This window comes from Pigmentiphaga sp. NML080357, from assembly GCF_002188465.1.
In the GTDB taxonomy this organism is placed as follows: Bacteria; Pseudomonadota; Gammaproteobacteria; order Burkholderiales; family Burkholderiaceae_B; genus Pigmentiphaga.
Window position 1 is genome coordinate 36,614 of sequence record NZ_NINW01000022.1, and the last position, 21,791, is coordinate 58,404.

The 21,791-nt window shown below is 67.7% G+C and carries 15 protein-coding genes and 1 riboswitch; of the genes, 9 read left to right on the top strand and 6 right to left on the bottom strand.

From position 1 onward, the window contains the following. Positions 1 to 27: 27 nt before the first annotated feature. From CDO44_RS05855 to CDO44_RS05865, 3 genes are all read right to left on the bottom strand, one after another. Positions 28 to 3,417, bottom strand: coding sequence for a CapA family protein (locus CDO44_RS05855; RefSeq protein WP_144389478.1), 3,390 nt, complete (start codon positions 3,415 to 3,417; stop codon positions 28 to 30). Continuing rightward, positions 3,401 to 5,182 carry a hypothetical protein gene (locus CDO44_RS05860; RefSeq protein WP_087779388.1) on the bottom strand — a complete coding sequence of 594 codons (1,782 nt, stop codon included), beginning with the start codon at positions 5,180 to 5,182 and terminating at the stop codon, positions 3,401 to 3,403. Before CDO44_RS05860 ends, CDO44_RS05855 begins: the two co-directional genes overlap by 17 nt. 201 nt (positions 5,183 to 5,383) lie before the next feature. Further along, entirely contained in the window at positions 5,384 to 6,316 is a 933-nt protein-coding gene (locus CDO44_RS05865; protein WP_087779389.1) for a LysR family transcriptional regulator, read from the bottom strand. A 272-nt stretch (positions 6,317 to 6,588) separates the two neighbouring features. Between CDO44_RS05865 and CDO44_RS05870 the strand changes: the two genes are divergently transcribed. The 7 genes from CDO44_RS05870 to CDO44_RS05900 are packed head-to-tail and all read left to right on the top strand — an operon-like array spanning position 6,589 to position 15,619. Continuing rightward, positions 6,589 to 7,575 carry a tripartite tricarboxylate transporter substrate binding protein gene (locus tag CDO44_RS05870; RefSeq protein WP_087779390.1) on the top strand — a complete coding sequence of 329 codons (987 nt, stop codon included), beginning with the start codon at positions 6,589 to 6,591 and terminating at the stop codon, positions 7,573 to 7,575. Continuing rightward, on the top strand, positions 7,572 to 8,750 hold the full coding sequence (locus CDO44_RS05875; RefSeq protein ID WP_198951308.1) for a mandelate racemase/muconate lactonizing enzyme family protein: 1,179 nt from the start codon (positions 7,572 to 7,574) through the stop codon (positions 8,748 to 8,750). The genes CDO44_RS05870 and CDO44_RS05875 overlap by 4 nt, the downstream gene beginning before the upstream one ends. Before the next feature lie 37 nt (positions 8,751 to 8,787). Continuing rightward, positions 8,788 to 9,771 (top strand): tripartite tricarboxylate transporter substrate binding protein, encoded by a 984-nt coding sequence (locus CDO44_RS05880; protein WP_087779391.1) that lies wholly within the window; start codon positions 8,788 to 8,790, stop codon positions 9,769 to 9,771. 57 nt (positions 9,772 to 9,828) lie between these two features. Continuing rightward, on the top strand, positions 9,829 to 11,265 hold the full coding sequence (locus tag CDO44_RS05885; RefSeq protein WP_087779392.1) for a UbiD family decarboxylase: 1,437 nt from the start codon (positions 9,829 to 9,831) through the stop codon (positions 11,263 to 11,265). Between the two features lie 19 nt (positions 11,266 to 11,284). Then, positions 11,285 to 12,499 carry an alpha-hydroxy acid oxidase gene (locus CDO44_RS05890; protein WP_087779393.1) on the top strand — a complete coding sequence of 405 codons (1,215 nt, stop codon included), beginning with the start codon at positions 11,285 to 11,287 and terminating at the stop codon, positions 12,497 to 12,499. Further along, the gene (locus tag CDO44_RS05895) at positions 12,472 to 13,923 is read left to right on the top strand and encodes an aldehyde dehydrogenase family protein (protein WP_087779394.1); all 1,452 of its coding nucleotides are present in this window, start codon (positions 12,472 to 12,474) and stop codon (positions 13,921 to 13,923) included. Before CDO44_RS05890 ends, CDO44_RS05895 begins: the two co-directional genes overlap by 28 nt. A gap of 28 nt (positions 13,924 to 13,951) precedes the next feature. Further along, on the top strand, positions 13,952 to 15,619 hold the full coding sequence (locus CDO44_RS05900; protein ID WP_087779395.1) for a thiamine pyrophosphate-binding protein: 1,668 nt from the start codon (positions 13,952 to 13,954) through the stop codon (positions 15,617 to 15,619). 12 nt (positions 15,620 to 15,631) lie between these two features. On the opposite strand, the gene CDO44_RS05905 is transcribed toward CDO44_RS05900, so the two are convergent. The 3 genes from CDO44_RS05905 to CDO44_RS05915 all read right to left on the bottom strand — a co-directional run bounded on the left by CDO44_RS05905 (position 15,632) and on the right by CDO44_RS05915 (position 19,726). Beyond that, the gene (locus CDO44_RS05905; protein WP_087779396.1) at positions 15,632 to 16,417 is read right to left on the bottom strand and encodes a thiazole synthase; all 786 of its coding nucleotides are present in this window, start codon (positions 16,415 to 16,417) and stop codon (positions 15,632 to 15,634) included. A gap of 379 nt (positions 16,418 to 16,796) precedes the next feature. After that, on the bottom strand, positions 16,797 to 18,710 hold the full coding sequence (gene thiC, locus CDO44_RS05910; RefSeq protein WP_087779397.1) for a phosphomethylpyrimidine synthase ThiC: 1,914 nt from the start codon (positions 18,708 to 18,710) through the stop codon (positions 16,797 to 16,799). Positions 18,711 to 18,830: 120 nt separating this feature from the next. Beyond that, a riboswitch (TPP riboswitch) is annotated at positions 18,831 to 18,933 on the bottom strand. Positions 18,934 to 19,000: 67 nt separating this feature from the next. Beyond that, positions 19,001 to 19,726 (bottom strand): GntR family transcriptional regulator, encoded by a 726-nt coding sequence (locus CDO44_RS05915; RefSeq protein ID WP_087779398.1) that lies wholly within the window; start codon positions 19,724 to 19,726, stop codon positions 19,001 to 19,003. A gap of 148 nt (positions 19,727 to 19,874) precedes the next feature. Here CDO44_RS05915 and CDO44_RS05920 point away from each other — a divergent pair, with 148 nt between their 5' ends. Next, positions 19,875 to 20,846 (top strand): tripartite tricarboxylate transporter substrate binding protein, encoded by a 972-nt coding sequence (locus tag CDO44_RS05920; RefSeq protein WP_087779399.1) that lies wholly within the window; start codon positions 19,875 to 19,877, stop codon positions 20,844 to 20,846. 31 nt (positions 20,847 to 20,877) lie between these two features. Further along, positions 20,878 to 21,780, top strand: a complete 903-nt coding sequence (locus CDO44_RS05925) for a polysaccharide deacetylase family protein (protein ID WP_158213209.1) — start codon at positions 20,878 to 20,880, stop codon at positions 21,778 to 21,780. The last annotated feature ends 11 nt before the right edge of the window (positions 21,781 to 21,791 follow it).

Consider the following 21,791-nt stretch of genomic DNA (forward strand, 5'->3'; position numbering starts at 1 on the left):
ATACCATTGCCGTCGATTTCCTCCTGGTCAGGCGGGCAGCACGATGCGCGGGCGGCCGGCGTCATCCGTTCCCCACTGGGCGGCATCCTTGCCGAAGGGCGCGTCCGATATCGCGACGCCTCGTTCCCGCAGCACGGTCAGCACGTGCTGGAATTCCGTGGGATCCACCGGCCGGGGTTGCCAGAACGTCCGGAGGTTGTCAGCCAGGATGGGATACAGGCCGATCTCGATTCCTCTTGCGTCTATGCCCAGGCGGGCGAGAAACCCATACGGAGGCATGCCCCGCGCCCGATATTCGCCGTCGCTGTTGAAGACGCCGTTGCCGATGCTGTAGACGACCCATTTGCCATCGATCCGCTCGAATTCACCCAGCATGTGCGGGCCGGATCCGATGATGACGTCGGCGCCGGCTCCGACGAGTTCCCGCGCCAGCTTGCGTTGCGCGTCGGACGTCCAGGTGAAGTCGCTGCCCCAGTGCGCGAGCACGACGATCGTTGCGGGATCGGCCTGGCGCTTTTCCGCCCGTATCGCATCGAGCAGGCCGCCGGCAAGGCATGCCACGCCGCCCCTGGCGGGCATGGCGTAGTACCGGCAATCGTGTTCCATGTACTGCCGGAACCAATATGCGCTGAAGAACTTGCAAGTCCTGCCGCCGGCCTGGAGGACCAGCGGCGCCTCCGCCTCGTCGGCATCCCGGCCGGCGCCGAAGCGCGCGATGCCTGCCTCGTCGAACGACGCAAGCATTTCCGCCAGGCCCGCCAGTCCCGCATCGACGGCATGGTTGTTGCCCAGGGCCACCGCGTGGATGCCGGCTCGGCGCAATGCGGCGATGGAAAGCTCCGGGTCCCCCGTCAGCAGGAAGGGCTTGCGGCCAGCCAGCTCGGCGGCGCGGCGCCGCGACAACGCCGCCTCGAAATTGGCGATGTTGAAATCGCCTTCCGCCAGCATTTCCCCGAGCCCCGCGAAGGAGTGTCCATAGCCGTAGCGGGTGAGCCCGTCTTCGACGCCCCGCCGTTGCCGCCGCGCGCTGTACCACTCCCCGAAATAGGTATCGCCAAGGACGTTGACCTGCGCGGTCCGGCCCTCGCTGCCCGCCTGGAGCATGACCGGTCCGCCGGACGGGCTGCCGTCCGTTGCGGGGAAGAACGTCGCTTGCGCTGCCCTCAGGAGTCCGTCCAGCCGATAGTCGAGATTGAATGCGCCACTCGCGCCCGCTGCGCATGCAAGCACGTCGCGACCGCCGATGCGGCTGATGGCGAAACCCCAGCGCGGGCTGCCTCCCGAATTGAACGAGAAGTTCGCCCGGCCATCGGCCAGGAGGTTGCTCGAGTTCCGGAAGCTTTGGTTGGCGAATACCGCTTCGCTGGCGGAAAACCAGTGCAGGCGGTTTGGATAGTGTTTCCAGAAATGGCGGACGAGGCGCGCGATATCGGCCAGCGTGGTGCTTTGCCCGGTCTGTATCCGGCCGGAAACGTTCTTGAGGACCGTATGTTCCATGCCCAGCGCGCTAGCGAAGGCCTGCAGCTTGTCCAGCGCGGCGACCGCCGACCCGTGCAGGTGGGCGGCCAGGGAAACCGCCGCATCCCGCGCGTTCCACACGGCAATGGCTCGGATGAGGTCGCCGACGGCCATGGCGCTTCCGGCGGGCACGCCCACGAGCGGGCCACCCTTGGCCGCCTTCGGGGAAACCGGGCGGACGGCGGCAGCATCGGCCGCGGCGACATCGCCTTGCGCCATGCGCTCGGCGCACAGCGCCACCAGCAGGAGCTGGCTCAGGTGCCGTGGCGAGAACACGCAGGCTTCGTTGGTCGCGCGCAGAACCTCGCCCGTCTCCAGGTCGACCAGCATGCCCGCCGACGTGCCGGCTGGCAGGGCCTGCAGCCGGGGTTTCGATGCGGGCCGGTCCGCCGCCTCCTGCAGCAATTTGGGCATCGATCGGAATTCGGAAGCGCGCACGCTGCCCTTGACGAGAACCAGGTCGCCGTCGCGCAGGTAGTCCATCACGGTGTCGGCAAGATGGCGCGCATCCTGGAACAGCCCGCCGTTCATCGGCTCGGGCAGCCTTTCATGCACGGCCGCCATTTCCTCGCCGTGCATGAATACTTTGTCGAAGCCGGCGGCAATGATCGGCTCGACCAGGGAGGCGTGGAGTTCGGCGGCCCGTTCTCCCAGATTGACCATGCGCCCCAGCACCGCGACGCGCCGCGCGCCCCGGGCGACGGGGTGCATTGCCGCCACCTCGAACGCCGCCTTCATGGACGGAACCGCGGCGTTGTAGTTGTCGTCGATCATGTTCGCCTGGCCGCCGGCGCGAAGGGGCAGCGGCTTGCTTTCCAGCTTGCCGATGCTGCGGTACTCCGCCAGCCGCCTGGCTGCCGCCGCGACATCCAGGCCAAGCAGCTTGACCGCGGCGAGCACGGCTACCGAGTTCGACACCATGCCCTTGCCCGGGACTTCGAGGCGGTATGCGATGTCCTCCCCCTCGATCAGGAGACGCACCGTCGAGCCTTGATGATCGGCGAGGTGATCGATAACGCGGATGTCTGCCTCGGGGTGGAACCCGTAGGTGAGGACCTGGGCGCCGTAGTTGCGGACTTCGCTCGCCACGAAGTCGAACTCGTTCATGTCCCGGTTCAGGATCGCGTGGCCGCCGGGAACGAGCCCGTTGCATACGCGTGCCTTGAAACGGGCCGTATCCCGTTCGTCCCGGACGTTGGCTCCGACCTGGGTAATGCCGATTTCCGTGACGATGCCGATATGCGGCTTGATGCGCGGGCCTACTCCGCCATTGCGCATCCAGAGGGCCGACAGGGCGACCTCGAACACGGCAAAGTCCGGGTCGACGACGCATCGCGCCAGCGTGATCGAGGTTCCGGTGCGCGTGTTGTGGTTCCTGCGGGTGGCGATTACCGATCCCTCGTATCCCAGGACCATGGCCAGCATGTCCTTGGTGGTCGATTTGCCCACGGTTCCGGTGATCGCGACGATCTTGCCGGTCATCCGCCGGCGCGCTTCGTCGGCCATGATGCGCAGGACGTCGTAGGAATTCTTCACCACGAGCTGGGGAAACGTGTCGGGCAAGCCCTCGACGGGCCGCTGCACGATGGCGCCGCAGCATCGCTTATAGATGGTCTTCAGCGTTTCGTGCGTGTCGGGCCAGCCGGAATAGATGCCGGTGTTCCCCGAGCCCTTGTGCCAGGTATCTTCGTCGATCGCGACGAAGAGGCACCGCTCCCCCTGCAGATCCGACTTGTTCGCCGTGATGGCGATATCGCGCGCCAGCCATCCTTCCCCGGGCGCGTTGAGCCACTCGCCGCCGAGCAGGGCCCTCAGCTCGTCCGCTTGCCAGACAACACGGTATTCCTGCGAGCGTGCGTCGGTACGCATGGCTGCCGACGTTTCAACGTTGGTAGACAAGCGTCCCTCCTTCTGTCTCCGGATCTGCGGCGGCCGGGCCGTGGCCCAAAGCGTCGGAGAGCGGGGCGATCAGTCTTACCGCCGGCGCGAAGTCCTTGTTTTTCATGAAGTGATCGAACTCATAGAGAAGGGCGGCCAGGCAAGCCTGGCCCGGGATGACTTCGCGCAATGCCCGGCGGCCTGCAGCCGCACGCGCCAGCGCTGCGCGAAGCAGCCCATGGGCGCTCCGGGGCCAGCCTGCCCCGACCGGTTCCCAGCGCCAGCCGGACCAGTTGCAGACGACGGGCCGGCCTTCGAGACTGCCGATTCTTTGCTGATGCAACCGGGGAATGACGACTTGCCGAGGCATTTGCCACAGCATGGCTTGTAGCGCCGGCCAGTGTTCGCGCAACCGGCCGAATGCCTCGGCCGACCCCGCGGGAACCAGCGTTTCCAGAAAAGCCAGGTCGACGGCGCCCAGCCGGCCGGCGAGGTGAGGATGGCTGCGATCGTAGCGGTCGGCAAGATCCTCGGGAAGTTCGCATTCGAGCAGGCTTTCGCGGATGACGGGCAGCCGCACGGCCCGTTCTTCCGCGGTCATCCAATGGGCGTCGGCATGCCATCGGAAAACGAGGCAGGTATGGCCGTCAACCCCGTGGTCGGCGACGAGCGCGGGGGCCGGCCAGTTTCCGCCGGCCGTCCGGAGGATTTCCCCTTCGTGCTGGGCTAGCTCTTCCCGGCTGGCGTGATAGAGCTTGAGCAGCACGGACTGCCTGTGGCCGCCCGCCAGGCCGCTCGCCGTGACGGAGATGATTCGTGCGCCGCCGGCCAGCCTGCATTGGGTGGCGATTTCTCCCTCGGGCCGTCCAACGTGCGTGGCGAAGACGTCGCCGACCCAGTCCCGCAGGCGATCCCGTTCCAGCAGTGACTGGAAGGCGTCGTCGGCGGGCGCGGCCGGCTGCCAGGGAATGTCGGCGAGGAACAGCGCGCCGGCCTTGCTGCGCTGTTGCTCGAGGAGACCATATGTGCGATGAATGTGGGCCGAGAGCACAAGCGCCTGGCGAACCAGCAGCAGCGAAATGAAGACGACGATGGTATCAGGCAGGCTGTCGCGCGAGTAATCGGCGACTACCCACCCCACCGCATACAGGAAGCCAAGGCCCCACCAGCCATTTGCCCGGAGCTGGGGCGATTGGCGCGCGAGCCATGCTTGGCGGGCGGGGCCTTTGCACCATCGCGCCGCCATCAGGCCTCCGCACAGATAAGTGGCGAGCGCGAGCAGCAGCAGGGGGTAGAAAAGCAGCAGCCAGACTGCGATGAGCGCGCAGGACACGGCGGCGCCCATGGAGCGCAACAGGCGCCGGTAGAGGGCGGTCGCCAGCTCCCTGTGGCTGCCGAACAGCCCGGTCTTCCGATGGCGCGAAAGGATCGACCGCGCGCCGCGGCCGCAGACGCTCCCGATGCCCATTTCGCACAGCGCGTACGCCAGGAAAGCCGCCAATGCGCCGGCGCCGAGGATCCATGCGAGGTCGCCGGCCGGGTAGCCGCGCAGGAAGGCGGGTAGCAGCCGCGGAAGCGTATCCGAGCCGAGGATCATGAGCAGCTTCCAGGGCAAGAGGACAGCCGCCAGGAGCGCGAGCTGGGACACGATGTGGAGCACGATGCACGACACGGCATGCATCGGCGTGAGCCGCATCAGCGAAAGGAGGACGCCGGCGAGCCAATGGCGCCGGCTGTTGATGGCTGACGGTCGCGCAAGCAACGGGCTGCATTCGGGAACCGTCATCTTTCACTGCCTTCGCTATTGTGCGTTCGTGGCTGCCAGCGGCCGGCCTGGCGCGCCACACCAGATCCACCTCGATTTTAGGCAAAAGGAAAGTATTCCCAAACTTGGGATCTTCTTTATGGCCGCAAGGCACGCCGTCCAGCTGGAACCGCCAGCACATGCGGTTCCTGCAGCATCTGCCGAAGCAGCAGATGCTGCCGCTCAGACCGGTGGTGACGCCCCGGGCGCCTGTTCCTGCGCCCGCAACCGGATCTGCCGGGTCAGCATCGCCATGAAGGCCGCCGCCGCCGGATTCAACGGACGGCGTGGATGGACCACCGACACCACCTGCCGTATCAGCCGCGGCGAGACGATGGCGTGTGCCTGCAGGATGCCTGCCCGGAGCCGGTCGTGCACGGCGATGCGGGGAAGGATCGTCGCCAACTGGTTCTGTTCGACCAGCTTGACCACCGTCACCAGGGAATCGACTTCCAGCGAGGGAGCCAGCTCGACGTTGTCGTGCTGGGCGAAACTGTCGATGATGTGGCGCAGGCCGTGGCGCCGCGTGGTCAACACCAGCGACAGGTTCTGCGAGGCGATCTGGCCCAGGGTGAGCCGCGCGGGGAGGTTGCCCGCATGCCGGGTGCTGGTGATCAGCACCAGTTCCTCGTCCACGATGTGATCCACGCTCAGCGCCAGCGGCCGCCGCGGCTTGTTGATGATGGCGGCGTCGATCTGTCCGCCCGCCACCCAGTCGCTGAGCGTGGCGCTGTAGCCGTCGGCCACGGTGACCGAGACCTTGGGATGGCGGGCCGAGAAAGTCGTCATGGTCTCGGCCAGCACGCCTTCTGTGATCGAGGCAATCAGGCCGATGTTGACGTGGCCCGCGATTTCCCCGTCGTTGCACAGCACTTCGTCCCGCGCTTGCGAGAAGTCGCGCATGATGGGCAGGAACAGCCGGTACATGTGACGCGCCGTGGCGGTGGGCAGCATGCCCTGCGGGCTGCGTTCGAACAGTCGCTGTCCGACCTCTTGCTCGAGCTTGGATATCTGCATGCTGAGCGCGGGCTGGACGATGTTGAGCCGGCGCGCGGCCTTGGTGACCGTGCCTTCCTCGAACAGGCAGATGAAGTATTGGATTTGCCGGAATTCCATGCAGGGGTCCTCGCAAGCGTGGATGGCGACGGTTCAGGGCCTGAATATGCCATCACATTTTCTGATGGAATTCATAAAAAGGCATGAATGGATGATCGGATTCAAGTGATCGTATTCACCGGAATGTTAGGTGATTTTTTCTTGACAAGAATAGCCGGGGCCCACTTTTATATTCAGTAAAAATGATATAGATGATAATTAAATATTAATTGAATTGATCATATCGCGCTCTTAGACTTTCGCTCCACAAGAAAGAGAAGTGGAGACGCGACATGACCCGTTCCCCATTGCGCCGGCGTGCCCTTGCCATCCTGATCGGAGCCGGCCTGCCCCTGACCGGGATCGCCGCCTCGGCGGCCGACGCCTTTCCCTCCAAGCCTCTGCGCATCGTGGTGCCCTATCCGACCGGCGGCTTCAACGACACCCTGGGACGGCTGGTCGCGGCCAAGCTGCATGAAGCCTGGGGACAGCCTGTCATTGTCGAGAACAAGCCGGGCGCGGGCACGCAGATCGGTTCGGCGGCCGTGGCCCGCGCGCCGGCCGACGGCTACACCTTGCTGGTCGTGCAGTTTCCATTCGCCGCCAACCCGTGGCTGTACAAGCGCCTGCCCTACGACACGGCGAAGGATTTCACGCCGGTGATCCTGGCCGGGCGCTCGCCCATGCTGCTGGTGGTGAACACCGAGTCCCGGCTACGTTCCGTGGCCGACGTGCTGGCCGCGGCGCGCGCCAGGCCGGGCAGCCTGAACTACGGCACATCGGGTGACGGCTCTTCCAATCACCTCGCGATGGAGCGTTTCGCCGGCATGACAGGCGTGAAGATGACGTCGGTGCCGTACAAGGGAAGCACACCGCTCTTGACGGACCTGGCCGGTGGCCAGGTCGGCCTGGCCTTCGATGCCTTTCCCCACGTGCTGCCTTTCATCCAGTCCGGCAAGGTAAGACCGCTTGCCATCGCCGATGCCAGGCGGTCGGAGCTCATGCCCGAGCTGCCCACCGTTTCCGAGGCCGGCGTGCCCGGCTACGAAGTGTCGTCCTGGCACGGATTCGTCGTGCCGGCCGGCACGCCCCGCCCCGTGGTCGACAAGCTCAACGCGCAGATCGACGCCATCCTGGCCATGGAAGACGTGCGCAAGGTATTCCGGCAGCAAGGCGTCGTGCCCGATGGCGGAACCCCGGATGCGTTCCGGTCCTTCATCGCGAGCCAGATGGACCTCTGGAAGCAGGTGGTCCGCCAGGCGGGAATCGTGCCGCAATGAACCGAACCGTATCCTCCCGCCCAGCCGCAGCACCGCTGATCGTGCGCGATGTGCAGGCCTACGCCACGTCGTTTCCGGTTCCGGCCGCCAGCAGTGTGACGCTGGGCGTGGGGCGGGTGATCAAGCGCGATGCCGTCGTGGTCAAGGTGACGACCGAATGCGGGCTGGCGGGATATGGGGAGTCGCATCACGGACGCGCCCACACCACCATCGCCCATCTCGTGAACAGCGCATTGCGGCCATTCGTGGTGGGGCGGGACGCGGCCGACGTGAACGGAACCTGGCACCACATCTACATGCGCCAGCTCGCCAGCCATGGCCTGGGCGCCGCCTGCGCGATGGCCATGAGCGGCATCGACATGGCGCTGTGGGACATCCGCGGGAAGGCCGTGGGATGGCCGTTGTACCGGCTGCTGGGCGGTGGCCCGCGCGCGGTGCCCGCCTACGCCGGCGGCGTGGCGCTGGGCTGGCAGGACCCTTCCGCGCTGGTGGAGGAGGCGCGCCGCCACGTCGAAGCGGGGTACCGTGCGGTGAAGCTCCGGCTGGGGGATAGCGTGGCGCGCGATCTGGCTCGCGTGCGCGCCGTGCGGGAAGCATTCGGCGCCGATCTGGCCATCCTCGCCGATGCCAATACCGCCTACGGCGTGGACGATGCGCGTGCCGTCATGCCGGGGCTGGACGAGCTGGGCGTGGGTTGGCTGGAAGAGCCCTTTCCTCCGCACGATCATCGCAGCTACGCGCATGCCCGGACCTTCGGGAAGGTGCCGCTGGCGGCCGGCGAGAACCACTACACCCGCTACGAGTTCAACCGGCTCGTGGACGACGGGGTGGTCACCGTGCTGCAGCCCGACCTGTCCAAGGCGGGCGGCATCACCGAGACCTTGCGCATCGCCGCCATGGCCTCGGCCCACAAGCTCCGTGTGCACCTGCATTCGTCGATGACCGGCATCAACCTGGCCGCGTCCGTGCATGTGCTGGCCGCCCTGGACAACGGCGGGTACTTCGAGGCCGACGTGTCGCGCGTGAATCTCTTCCGCGACCGATTGACGAGCGCGCCGTTCGCCATCGGCGGCGACGGTTGTGTCCGGCCGCTGGAGGGGCCGGGCCTGGGCGTGGAGGTGGACGAAGACTTCCTGCGCGCCCATCCGGCCATCGAAGGGCCGGCCTACGTATGACGCAGCGACACACCCATCAGACCAACGGAGACAGACCATGCACTTTACGAGGTGGATCAAGATCGCGGCCGGCGCGGCCGCCGTGGCGGCAAGCGTTCCGGCCATGGCGGACAGGACGGCCGACGCCTACCCGGACAAGCCCATACGCATCATCGTTCCCTACACGCCGGCCGGCTTCAACGACGCGATGGCCCGCGTATTCGCGCGCAAGCTGCAGGAGAGCTGGCGCCAGCCGGTGATCGTCGAGAACAAGCCGGGGGCGGGCACCATCATCGGGACCGAGCAGGGCGCCCGCGCCGAGCCCGACGGCTACACGCTGGTGGTGGTGGGCTTTCCGCTGGTGGCCAACCAGTTCCTGTACAAGAAGCTGCCCTACGATTCGGTCAAGGATTTCGCGCCGGTGATCCTGGGCGCGCGTTCGCCCAATCTGCTGGTCGTCAGCGCGACGTCGAGCATCCGCAGCGTGCAGGACCTCGTCGCCGAGGCCCGGCGCCGTCCGGGCAAGCTCAATTACGCCACCGCGGGCAACGGCACCTCGAACCACCTGACCATGGAGTACTTCAAGAGCGTGGCGGGCATCGACCTCACTCAGGTGCCCTACAAGGGCAGCGCGCCCATGGTGACCGACCTGCTGGGCGGGCAGGTGGACGTAATGTTCGACAACATGCCGCACGTGCTGCCCCACGTGCGCGCCGGCAAGATGCGCGCGCTGGGCATCACTGGCGCGAAGCGCTCGCCGCTCGCGCCCGACCTTCCCACCATCGCCGAGCAGGGCTATCCCGGCTTCGAGGTCGCGGTCTGGTACGGCCTGGCCGCTCCTGCCAAGACGCCGCCCGCGATCCTGGACAAGCTGAACCGGGAGCTGAACCGGATCCTGGCCACCGACGAGGTCAGGAAAATCTTCGCCGACCAGGGCGTGGAGCCGCTGGGCGGATCGCTGGAGGACTTCTCGGCCTATTTCAAGGAACAGTCCCAGCGCTGGTCCAAGGTCGTGCACGACGCCAAGGTGTCACTGGAGTAGCGGCGCCCGGCGCGTGTCGCGCGCGGGTGTCGCCGCAATTGAAGAGGAAATGGAATCATGACAGGCAAGAACACGCCCCGGGATCTGCGGCAATGGCTGGCGCACCTGGCAGAGACGGACAGGCTCGCGGTCCTGCGCGAGGGCGTGCCGCTCAAGCACACGCTGGCGGCCATGGCCAAGCTGCTGGACGGCCGCAAGGCCGCCTATTTCCCGCGGCCCGGCGGCCACGCCATGCCGGTCGTGTCGGGTTTCATGGCGCAACGCGCCTGGATCGCGGAAGCCCTGGGCGTGGAGTCGGCCGGGCTGCTGGAGGCCTTCCGGAAGGCGGCCGAGTCGCCGCTGCCGTGGCGGGAGGTCGAGGCCGCCTCGGCGCCCTGCCAGGAAGTGGCGCTGCGCGACGTCGACCTGCTGGCGCAATTGCCCATACCCACGCACAGCGAGTTCGACAGCGGCCCGTACATCACGGCCGGCATGGTGATCGCGCGCAACCCCGTCACGGGCGTGCAGAACGTCTCGATCAACCGCATCCAGGTGCACGCGCGCGACCGCATGGCCATCCTGATGCTGCCGCGCCATCTGCACGCGTTCTACCAGGAGGCGGAGGCGCGCGGCCTGGAATTGCCGGTGGCCGTGGTGATCGGCGCCGACCCGCTGACCCTGCTGGCGTCGCAGGCCATCACGCCCATCGACTACGACGAGCTCGGGATCGCCGGCGCGCTGCACGGCGAGCCGCTCGAAGTGGTCAAGTGCCTGACCCACGACGTGCGCGTCCCGGCCCGCGCCGAGATCGTGATCGAGGGGCGCCTGCTGCCCGGCATCCGGGAAGAGGAAGGGCCGTTCGGCGAGTTCCCGCGCTACTACAGCGCCAAGGAAAAGCGCGAGGTGATCGCGGTCGACGCCATCACGCACCGGCGCGCGCCCATTTTCCACACCATCGTGCCGGCCGAACTGGAGCATCTGCTGCTCGGGTCCATCCCGCGCGAGGCCACGCTGCTGTCCCACCTGCAGCGCAGCTTTCCCGGCGTGCTGGACGTGCACCTGAGCATGGGCGGCGTGGGGCGCTACCACCTGTTCGTCAAGTTCAGGAAGCGCCGCGAGGGCGAGCCCAAGAACGTGCTGCTGTGCGCACTGGGAGCGCACTACGACATCAAGCAGGTGATCGTGGTGGACGACGACGTCGACGTGCACGATCCCAGGCAGGTCGAGTGGGCCGTGGCGACGCGCTTCCAGGCCGACCGCGACCTGGTGGTGATCGGCGGCGCCCAGGGGTCGGTGCTAGACCCCTCCACCACCGTGGGCGTGGACGACATCGAGAACCTGCCCCCGGCCCTGCAGGGCATCGGCGCCAAGATGGGGCTGGACGCCACGCGGCCGCTGGCCTATGCGGGCCACATCTTCACCAAGGTCCGGATCCCGGGCGAAGAGGAGATAGACATCGCCGCGCAGATCGTGCCCAATGCCGTCGTCGACTGGGAAACCGGCGCGGTCGGTTAGCGACGCACGAGGAACGGCGATGACCCTGGCTTCAATCCTGTCCACCGACGATCTGGAACAGGCCGCTCGGCGGCGCCTGCCCCCCAGCGTGTACGGCTATGTCTCGGGCGGCTCGGAAACCGGAAGCTCGCTGCGGGGCAATCGCCAGGCTTTCGATGCCTGGCGGTTCGTGCCGCGCTTCCTGGGGGACGTGTCGCGCCGCTCCCAGGCCAGGAGCCTGTTCGGCACGCAATACGCCGCGCCGTTCGGCATCGCGCCCATGGGCGTGGCCGGCATCTGCGGCTTCGACGGCGACCTTGCCTTGGCGCGCGCCGCGGCGGCGGCACAGGTGCCGTTCGTGCTGAGCGGCGCTTCCACCACGCCCATGGAGCGCGTGCTGGAACAGGCGCCGGCAAGCTGGTTCCAGGCCTACGTTCCATCCAATCGCGAACTGATCGGCGCCTTGCTGCAGCGTGCCGAGCGGGCCGGGGTGCGGGTGCTGGTGGTGACGGTGGACGTGCCGATCGCCTCGACACGCGAGGTGGAGCTGCGTAATGGCTTCAGCCTGCCTCTGCGGCTCACGCCTCGCCTGGTGGCCGGAGGCCTGGCCCGGCCCCGCTGGCTGGCGCAGACCTTCCTGCGCACGTTGCTGTGCCAGGGCATTCCGCGATTCGAGAATTTTTCCGCGGCCCGCGGAAACCGCATCATCACCGCGGCGCCGGGCGACCACCGCGCCGGGCGGGCCGCCCTGTCATGGGACGACATGGCCTGGGTGCGCGACCGCTGGCGTGGCCGGCTGGTGATCAAGGGGCTGCTGCACCCGGAGGACGCCGGGCGGGCCCAGGCCATCGGCGCGGACGGCATCATCGTCTCCAATCACGGCGGCCGGCAGCTCGACGGCGCGCAGGCCCCGCTCGATGCCTTGCCCGCCATCGCGGCCGCGGCACCGCGGCTGTCGATCATGATCGACAGCGGCTTTCGCCGTGGCACCGACATCCTGAAGGCCCTGGCGCTGGGCGCCGATTTCGTCTTCATCGGCCGTCCCGCGATGTACGGCCTGGCCGTGGGCGGACAGTCGGGCGTCGCCCACGTACTGGCCCTGCTCAAGCGCGAGATCGACGTCGATCTCGCCCTCCTGGGGTGCGCCGACGTTGCCGGCCTGGATCGCAGGTATCTGGTGCGGCCCGGCCCGCCTTCCGAATTCCGAACCCATTCCGGAGATTGCTCATGCACTTGCTCGACGCCCGCCATCTGATCGATGGGCGCTGGCAACCTTCCGCCGACGGCCGCGCAGCCGCCAGCATCGATCCCGCCACGGGCGAGACCATCGGCACGCTGGCCGACGGCGGTCGCGCCGAGGCGCAGGCGGCCATTGCCGCCGCCCGCCGCGCCTTCGATACGACGCCCTGGCCTCAGAGCCCGCGCGTGCGGCAGAACGTCCTGCTGCAATGGGCCGACCGGCTCGAGCGCCGTACGGATCTCGCGGCGCTGCTGACGCGCGAGAACGGCAAGGTGCTGCGCGAGGCGCGCGGCGAGATGGCCGGCGCCATTTCCGAGATCCGCTACTACGCCGGGCTGGCGCGCCACATGCCCGGGCATTTCATGGAGGTGGAGCCGGGCGCCTACGCCGCCACGCTGCGCGAACCGGCGGGCGTCGCGGGGCTCATCATTCCGTGGAACGCCCCGGTCGTGCTGCTGATCCGGGCGCTCGCGCCCGCGCTGGCGGCCGGGTGTACCACCATCGTCAAGCCCGCGCAGCAGACGGCACAGATCACGGCGGCCGTACTGCAAGAGTTGGCGCAGGTGCCCGGCCTGCCGCCCGGCGTGCTGAACCTGGTGTGCGAGACCGGCAGCGACGCGGCCAAGGAACTGGTCGCCTCGCCCGACGTGGACGTGTTGAGCTTCACCGGTTCCAACCTGGTCGGCCAGCACATCATGGCGGCGGCCGCGCCTACGATGAAGAAGCTGTCGCTGGAACTGGGCGGCAAGTCGTGCTGCCTGGTCTTTCCCGATGCCGATATCGCGCAGACCGCGCGCCAATTGGCCGCGGCGGCCACCATCATTTCCGGACAGCAGTGCACGGCCGCGCGGCGCGTGCTGGTCCACGCGTCGCGCCTGGACGAGATGAAGCACGCCCTGGCCGAGGCCCTGTCCGCCATCGTGGTCGGCCCCGGTGCCGACGAGGCTTCCGGCATGGGACCGCTGATCGACGGGCAGGCCGTGCGAACCGTGGACGAGGCGGTGCGGCGGGCGCTGGACGAATGCGACGAAGTCCTGCTGCGCGGCGGACGGCCGCAGGGGGCGCTGGCTCGCGGCAGCTATCTCACGCCCACGCTGGTCGCGCATCGCGACAGCTCGGCATTTTTCTGCCAGGAGGAGATTTTCGGCCCCTTCGTGGTACTGGAGTCCTTCGAAGACGAACGCGAAGCGGTGCAACGCGCCAATCACACGGTGTACGGGCTGTCCGCCAGTGTCTGGACCGCCGACGGCGATCGCGCGCTGCGCGTGGCGCGCGCCCTGCGCAACGGCACGGTCTGGATCAACGACCACAATCGCCTGTTCGCCGAGGCGGAAACCGGCGGCTACCGCCAGAGCGGACTGGGCCGGCTGCACGGCTACGAGGGACTGGGCGATTTCCTGGAGACCAAACACATCTATCGCAGCGCCGGCGTGGCCTGAGGCGCCGGACGAACTTCAAGGAACCGACATGAGTGGAACATCCGAGGCACGCAGCGGCGGCCGGATCCTGGTGGACGCGCTGCGGACGCACGGCGTGGATACCGCCTTCTGCGTCCCGGGCGAAAGTTTCCTGGCCGCGCTGGACGCGCTGTACGAGGCGCGCGACGCAATACGGCTGGTGGTGTGCCGCCAGGAGGGCGGGGCGGCGCACATGGCCGAAGCCTATGGCAAGCTGACCGGCGAGCCCGGCATCTGCTTCGTGACGCGCGGGCCGGGTGCGACCAACGCCAGCATCGGCATCCATACCGCGCGGCAGGATTCGACGCCGCTGATCGTGTTCGTCGGCCAGGTGGCGCGCGGCGACATGGGGCGCGAGGCCTGGCAGGAGATCGACTTCCGCCACATGTTCGGCACCCAGGCCAAGTGGGTGGACCAGATCGACGATGCGCGCCGCATTCCCGAATACGTCAGCCGCGCCTTCCACGTCGCGACCTCGGGCCGTCCCGGCCCGGTGGTGCTGGCGCTGCCCGAGGACATGCTGGCGGAGATGGCGGTGGCGGACGACGCCCCGCGCTACCGGCGCATCGCACAGGCTCCCGCGGCGCCGGACATGGCGCGCCTGGCGGAGCTGCTGGCCGAGGCCCGCCGGCCGCTGATGCTGCTGGGCGGCGGAGGATGGTCGCGCGCGGCCTGCGAGGACATCGAGCATTTCGCGCGCGCCTTCGACCTGCCCGTGGCCTGCTCCTTCCGCCGGCAGGACCTCTTCGACAACCGCAACGACCGCTACGTGGGCGAGGCCGGCCTGGGCATGGATCCGCGCCTGGCCGGCCGCATCGGGCAGGCCGACCTGCTCGTCGCGGTCGGGCCTCGACTGGGCGAGACCTCCACCAACGGCTATGCGCTGCTGGACGTGCCCCGGCCGCGCCAGAAGCTGGCGCACGTCCACCTGGACGCCGGCGAACTCGGGCGTGTCTACAGCGCCGACGTCGCCATCAACGCCGACATGGCTTCCTTCGCCGCGGCGGCCGCGCAACTGGCGCCATCCGCGCCGCCAGCATGGGCCGAGTGGACGGCGCAGGCCCGCGCGGACTACCTCGACAACCTGCGGCACGCGCCCATGCCGGGGCCCGTGGACCTGGGCGAGGTCATGGCCCACCTGCGCGAGGTGCTGCCGCCCGAATCCATCATCACCAACGGCGCCGGCAACTACACGCTATGGGTGCAGCGCTTCTACCAGTATCGCGGCTGGCGCACGCAGCTCGCACCCACCAGCGGGACCATGGGCTACGGCGTGCCGGCGGCCATCGCCGCCAAGCTCGTCCATCCCGACCGGCCCGCGGTCTGCTTCGCCGGCGATGGCTGTTTCCTGATGAACTCGCAGGAGATGGCGACGGCCGTCCAGTACGGCGCGAATGCGGTGTTCATCGTGGTGGACAACGGGATGTACGGCAGCATACGCATGCACCAGGAGCGGCACTATCCGGGCCGCGTGCATGGCACCGATCTGCGCAATCCCGATTTCGTCGCGCTGGCGGCGGCCTATGGGCTCCACGCCGAGCAGGTCCCGGCGACCGCCGATTTCCCCGCCGCGTTCGCCCGGGCGCTGGAGGCCGGCAGGCCGGCCCTGCTGGCGCTGAAGACCGATCCCGACGTGATCTCGCCGCGGGCGACGATTACCAAACTGCGGCAGGGGTGACGGGGCCGGGCCTTACGACTGGATCAGCCCGGTCGTCGGCGAGCTGGGCGATCCGCTGTACAGCTTCTTCGGCATGCGCCCCGCCAGATAGGCCTCGCGCCCGGCTTCCACGCCTTTCTTCATCGCGCTGGCCATCAGCACCGGATCCTTTGCCGCGGCGATGGCGGTGTTCATCAGCACGCCGTCGCAGCCCAGCTCCATGGCGATCGCCGCATCCGAGGCCGTGCCCACGCCCGCATCCACGATGATGGGCACGTTGGCCTGGTCGATGATGAGCCGCAGGTTCCACGGGTTCAGGATGCCCATGCCCGAGCCGATCAGCGAGGCCAGCGGCATGACCGCGACGCAGCCGATCTCTTCCAGCATGCGCGCCTGGATGGGGTCGTCGGTGCAATACACCATGACCTTGAAGCCGTCCTTGACCAGCGTTTCCGCGGCCTTCAGGGTTTCGGGCATGTTCGGGAACAGGGTGTGCGAGTCGCCCAGCACTTCCAGCTTCACGAGGTCATGCCCATCCAGCAGTTCGCGCGCAAGCCGCAGCGTGCGCACGGCGTCATCGGCGGTATAGCAGCCGGCGGTATTGGGCAGGATGGTGTATTCGCTGGGCGGCAGGTAGTCCAGCAGGCTCGGTTCGCCGGCGTTCTGGCCGATGTTGGTGCGGCGGATGGCCACGGTGACGATGTTGGCGCCGCTGGCGTCGATGGCGGCCTTGGTCTCGTCGAAGTCCTTGTACTTGCCGGTGCCCACCAACAGGCGGGAGGAGTAGGTCTTGCCGGCAAGGGTGAATGTGTCTGTCATGATGAAATCCTGAAAGCTTGCGTGTTCATAGCGGCATCCGGGGCGCATGCGGCGGGCATAGGCCGCGGCGGCGCCGGGGCGGGCCGGCTGGCGCGGCGACGGTCCAGGTCCCGGCTGCGCCGGGACTTCCCGGGTCCGGAGACGAAATCGGGGCGGGCGAAAAACTCGCGCGGGGACAGTCCCCCGGACTGTCCCTACTGCCGCGCTCAAACAGTTTCGCCCTTGCTTCCCCGATTTCGTCTCCGGACCCGGCTGGCCCAACGCCGCGCCAGCCGGCCCGCCCCGGCGCCGCCGCGGCCTATGCCCGCCGGAGCGTCTACCTGTGTAGCGGGCCGGCGCACATGCCATCCGGCCAGTGTATCAAGCGGCCCTGGACCGCTCAGGAGCGGTGATAGATTTCCGCCCCCTTCTTCACGAACTCCACCGCCTTCTCCTGCATTCCCTTGTTCAGGGCCTCGGCCTCGCTGACGCCGATCTGCTCCGCGTATTCGCGCACGTCCTGCGTGATCTTCATGCTGCAGAAGTGCGGTCCGCACATCGAGCAGAAGTGGGCGACCTTCATCGAGTCCTTGGGCAGGGTCTCGTCGTGGAAGTCCTTGGCGGTGTCCGGGTCCAGGCCGAGGTTGAACTGGTCTTCCCAGCGGAATTCGAAGCGCGCCTTGGACAGCGCGTTGTCACGGATCTGCGCGCCGGGATGGCCCTTGGCGAGGTCGGCGGCGTGGGCGGCGATCTTGTAGGTGATGATGCCGTCCTTGACGTCCTTCTTGTTGGGCAGGCCCAGGTGTTCCTTGGGCGTGACGTAACAGAGCATGGCCGTGCCGTACCAGCCGATCTGCGCCGCGCCGATGCCCGAGGTGATGTGGTCGTAGCCGGGCGCGATGTCGGTGGTCAGGGGGCCGAGCGTGTAGAAGGGCGCTTCGTGGCAATGCTCGAGCTGCAGGTCCATGTTCTCCTTGATCATGTGCATGGGCACATGGCCGGGACCTTCGATCATGACCTGGACGTCGTGCTTCCAGGCGACCTGGGTCAGTTCGCCCAGGGTGCGCAGTTCGGACAGCTGCGCTTCGTCATTGGCGTCGTAGATCGAGCCCGGACGCAGGCCGTCGCCCAGCGAGAAGCTGACGTCGTAGGCCTTCATGATCTCGCAGATTTCCTCGAAGCGTTCGTACAGGAAGCTTTCCTTGTGGTGCGCCAGGCACCACTTGGCCATGATGGAGCCGCCGCGGGAGACGATGCCCGTCATGCGCTTGGCGGTCAGCGGCACGAAGGGCAGGCGCACGCCGGCGTGGATCGTGAAGTAGTCCACGCCCTGTTCAGCTTGTTCGATGAGCGTGTCGCGGAAGATTTCCCAGGTCAGCTCCTCGGCCTTGCCGTCGACCTTCTCCAGCGCCTGGTAGATGGGCACGGTGCCGATGGGCACGGGCGAGTTGCGGATGATCCACTCGCGCGTTTCGTGGATGTGCTTGCCGGTGGACAGGTCCATGACCGTGTCGCCGCCCCAGCGGATGGACCACGTCATCTTCTCGACTTCCTCGGCGATGGAAGAGCTGACGGCCGAGTTGCCGATGTTGGCGTTGATCTTCACCAGGAAATTGCGGCCGATGGCCATCGGCTCGATTTCGGGGTGGTTGATGTTGGCGGGAATGATCGCACGGCCGCGGGCCACTTCGTCGCGCACGAACTCGGGCGTGATGCGCGCCGGGATCGAAGCGCCGAAGGACTGGCCGGGATGCTGGCGGCCCAGCAGCTCGGCCAGGCGCTGGCCCTGCGGGCCGCTCGTGCGCAGGGACTCGATGTATTGCTCGCGCCGCAGGTTTTCGCGGATGGCGACGAATTCCATTTCCGGCGTGACGATGCCGCGGCGGGCGTAGTGCATTTGCGTCACGTTGGCGCCGGCCTTGGCGCGGCGCGGGGCGCGGTGCAGGTTGAAGCGCAGCTCGGCCAGCTTGGGATCGGCCAGGCGTTCGCGGCCGTAGGCGCTGCTGGGGCCGTCGAGCTGTTCCGTGTCGCCGCGTTCGGCGATCCAGTTCTCGCGCAGCGGCGCCAGGCCCGAGCGGATGTCGATCTTGACGTCGGGGTCGGTATAGGGGCCGCTGGTGTCGTAGACGGTGATGGGCGGGTTCTTTTCGCCGCCGAACATGGTGGGCGTGTCGGCCTGCTCGATCTCGCGGAAGGGCACGCGGATGTCGGGGCGCGAGCCCTGTTCGTAGACCTTGCGCGACTTCGGCAGCGGCTGGATGGCGGCCTGGTCGACCTGGGCCGTGGCGGCGATGAACTTGGGATTGGCGTTCATGGAAGCTCCAAGAAAAAGGTTTCCGGAGCCGAACGAAGGAAGGGATTTTCCGGGTGGCCCCCGGGGACGTCCGTGCACGGACTGGGGGGGCGGCCTGGGGCCGCATGCCGGGAACGCGAGGTTCCGCCGGAAAACGCTCCCTGCATCGGCATTATCCGTACAGGTGCTGAGGGTGTCATCTCAACCCACGCCGAACCGGCGATGAGTACCCCTGCGTCACGGGCGTAAGTATAGGCCGGCGGCGGTCAATGTCCAGCGCGCGTTTCTTGCGCGTTGCACCATGAAGCGTGTCAGGACCGCAGGCCTGGCCTGGCCGACTCGGTCAGCAAGCGCTCCTGCACGCGCTGGGCGGTTTCCATCACGTGCTTGCGCATGAGGCGCGCGGCTTCGTCTGCCTGTAGCGACACCGCCGCCTGGAACAGTTTTTCGTGTTCGTTCTCGCGGCCCTTGCGATGCTCGGCCGTGATGCGGGAGTAGCGGCGGTAGTAGGTGGAGGCTTCGAACATCTGGTTGCAGTAGTCGATCATCCAGCGCGAGCGGCAGCCGGCGATCAGGGCGGTATGGAAGTCCCGGTGCGCGGCTTCCCACTCGGGATTCTCGCGGAGGCCGTCCTTGCCCTTCAGATAGCGGTCCAGCCGCGCCAGGCGGTGGTAGGCCTGGACCAGTCCCTGGACCCAGGTCTGGTCCGCGTAGTCGATGGACGCTCGCAGGGCGATGTCGTTGAGCCAGGACCGCGTGCGCGAGAGCTCTTCCAGGTGCGCGCCGCCGAAGTTGGGCACGGCGAAACCGCGCCGGTCGTGCTGTACGACCAGGCCCTCGCGCGACAGCCGCGTCAGCGCCTCTCGCAGCGGCGCGAGGCCGACGTCGTAGCGTTCGCTTAACTGGCGGGTGCCCAGCTTCTGGCCAGGCGCGTAATGGGCGTCCACGATGTCGCGCCGCAGACGCTCGTAGGTCTGCGAGGCGAGGGTGGCGGGCACGATGCGGCCAGCGGGAAGGGAGTCGTCGGGTTCCAGCATAAGGTCGAATTTTATCGATAAATCATACACAGCCGGGGGGGGGGCGGCTGTTGCGAAGCATATCCGGGTTTCTCCGTGGTTCTTCTTTTCTCTTGTGATCGATAAAAATAAAAAATGAATATTTTTTATCGATAAAAAAGGAGGCGCAATGAAAACGATCCGATGGTGGTGCCTGGCCGCGATGATGGCGCTGGGCCCGCTGGCCCATGGGCAGGCGCCTTATCCCTCGCATCCGATCCGTGTGGTGGTCCCGTTCGGGGCGGGCGGGACGCCGGACACCGTGGCGCGGCAACTGGCCGCCGAGATGGACAAGCGGCTGAGGACCCGCGTGGTGGTGGACAACAAGCCCGGCGCCAATGGCGTCATCGGGGCGGCCGACGTGGCCAAGGCCGCGCCCGACGGCTACACCCTGCTGCACGTGACGACCTCGTTCGTCATCAATCCCCATGTCTACAAGAAGCTGCCCTACGACATCGGCAAGGACTTCGTGCCGGTGGTGAACGTGGCGACCGGCACGGGCTACCTGCTGATGGTCAATCCCGCGCTGCCCGTGCGCACGGTGGCCGAGCTGGTGGACTATGGCCGCAAGGCCGCCAAGCCGATCACGTATTCGTCGCCCGGCATAGGCAACACCCTGCACCTGGCGGGCGAGCTGTTCGCCGCGCGCGCCGGCATGAGCATGCTGCACGTGCCGTACAAGAGCGCCTCGCAGGCGCTGAACGCGGTGGCGGCGGGCGACGTGGACATCATGTTCATTCCGCCCACGATCGCGCTGCCCTATGTCCAGTCGGGCAAGGTGCGCACGCTGGGCTTCACCGGCGAGCAGCGCACGCCCGAGTATCCGGATGCGCCGACCATGGCGCAGGCGGGCGTTGCCGACTTCGTGCTGCCGGCGGCCTGGCAGGGCCTGTTCGCGCCGGCCGGAACGCCGCAGGCGGCGATCGACACGATCGCGGCCACCGTGCGCGACATCGTCGCCCAGCCGGCGTTCGCCAAGATGCTGCGCGATGGCGGCTATGAACCCGACCCGCGCGCCGGCCAGGCGTTCGCGGAACTGGTGCGCGCCGATTCCGCCCGCTACGCGGAAGCCGTCAAGCGCGCCGGTATCGAAGCCCAATGATCCGATGACCATGACCGAACGAGGAAACGACATGGATGTATTGAACCTGCACGCCGGCGCGACCGAGATCCATCCGCCCGCCGGCTTCCTGCTGCCCGGCGGCAAGCGCATAGGCGTGGTGTTCCGCATGGCCTACGAATGGTGGTCGGACGGCGCGTGGCCGGGCATCGGCCCCATGGGCAATCCGCTCAAGGGCGGCATTCCCGACCTGAACGCGGTCGGCTGGGCCGAGTACGGACATCGCCGCGGCGTGCACCGCGTGCTCGAGGCGCTGGCGCGCAACGGCGTCCGGGCCTCGATCCTGGTGAGCGGGATCATGGCCGAGCGCTATCCGGAAGAGGTGAAGGACATCGCCCAGGCCGGCCACGACGTCGTCGCGCATTCGTACGCGATGGACGTGATCCCCGCCTATCTGGACGAGGCGCAGGAGCGCGACAACATCCGCCGCACGACCGACCTGATCGCGGCGGCGACGGGCACGGCGCCGCTGGGGTGGATCAGTCCGCGCGGCACGCCCAGCCACCGCACGGCGCGCCTGCTGGCCCAGGCCGGCTATCTCTGGCATGGCGACACGCTGAACGACGACATGCCCTACCTGGTGGATTTCGGCGACCACGCGATCGTGGCCGTGCCCGGCACCATGGAAGTGAACGACCTGCCGCTGGTGATGCGCCATGGCCAGCCGCCCAGCGCCATGGTGGACATCTTCGAGGACTGGCTCGACTACGTCCGCAAGTGGGAACGCACGCCGCAGAAGATCGATCCCACGGTGCATGCCCACGTATGCGGGCGCCCGGCCGGGATGGCGGCGTTCCAGCGGCTGCTGGAGATCGCCACGGCGGCGGACGACATCTGGATAGGCACGCGCGCCGAGCTTGCCCGGCACCTGATGCAGGCCATCGGCCGCCCCGTGCCGGCCCACCAACAGCCATAGGCGGAAGACTC

What these genes read in the sequence shown, in the direction of transcription:
- CDO44_RS05860 (WP_087779388.1), bottom strand. Translation starts at nt 5,182, where the DNA reads ATGACGGTTCCCGAATGCAGCCCGTTGCTTGCGCGACCGTCAGCCATC.
- CDO44_RS05865 (WP_087779389.1), bottom strand. Translation starts at nt 6,316, where the DNA reads ATGGAATTCCGGCAAATCCAATACTTCATCTGCCTGTTCGAGGAAGGC.
- CDO44_RS05870 (WP_087779390.1), top strand. Translation starts at nt 6,589, where the DNA reads ATGACCCGTTCCCCATTGCGCCGGCGTGCCCTTGCCATCCTGATCGGA.
- CDO44_RS05875 (WP_198951308.1), top strand. Translation starts at nt 7,572, where the DNA reads ATGAACCGAACCGTATCCTCCCGCCCAGCCGCAGCACCGCTGATCGTG.
- CDO44_RS05880 (WP_087779391.1), top strand. Translation starts at nt 8,788, where the DNA reads ATGCACTTTACGAGGTGGATCAAGATCGCGGCCGGCGCGGCCGCCGTG.
- CDO44_RS05885 (WP_087779392.1), top strand. Translation starts at nt 9,829, where the DNA reads ATGACAGGCAAGAACACGCCCCGGGATCTGCGGCAATGGCTGGCGCAC.
- CDO44_RS05890 (WP_087779393.1), top strand. Translation starts at nt 11,285, where the DNA reads ATGACCCTGGCTTCAATCCTGTCCACCGACGATCTGGAACAGGCCGCT.
- CDO44_RS05895 (WP_087779394.1), top strand. Translation starts at nt 12,472, where the DNA reads ATGCACTTGCTCGACGCCCGCCATCTGATCGATGGGCGCTGGCAACCT.
- CDO44_RS05900 (WP_087779395.1), top strand. Translation starts at nt 13,952, where the DNA reads ATGAGTGGAACATCCGAGGCACGCAGCGGCGGCCGGATCCTGGTGGAC.
- CDO44_RS05905 (WP_087779396.1), bottom strand. Translation starts at nt 16,417, where the DNA reads ATGACAGACACATTCACCCTTGCCGGCAAGACCTACTCCTCCCGCCTG.
- thiC (WP_087779397.1), bottom strand. Translation starts at nt 18,710, where the DNA reads ATGAACGCCAATCCCAAGTTCATCGCCGCCACGGCCCAGGTCGACCAG.
- CDO44_RS05915 (WP_087779398.1), bottom strand. Translation starts at nt 19,726, where the DNA reads ATGCTGGAACCCGACGACTCCCTTCCCGCTGGCCGCATCGTGCCCGCC.
- CDO44_RS05920 (WP_087779399.1), top strand. Translation starts at nt 19,875, where the DNA reads ATGAAAACGATCCGATGGTGGTGCCTGGCCGCGATGATGGCGCTGGGC.
- CDO44_RS05925 (WP_158213209.1), top strand. Translation starts at nt 20,878, where the DNA reads ATGGATGTATTGAACCTGCACGCCGGCGCGACCGAGATCCATCCGCCC.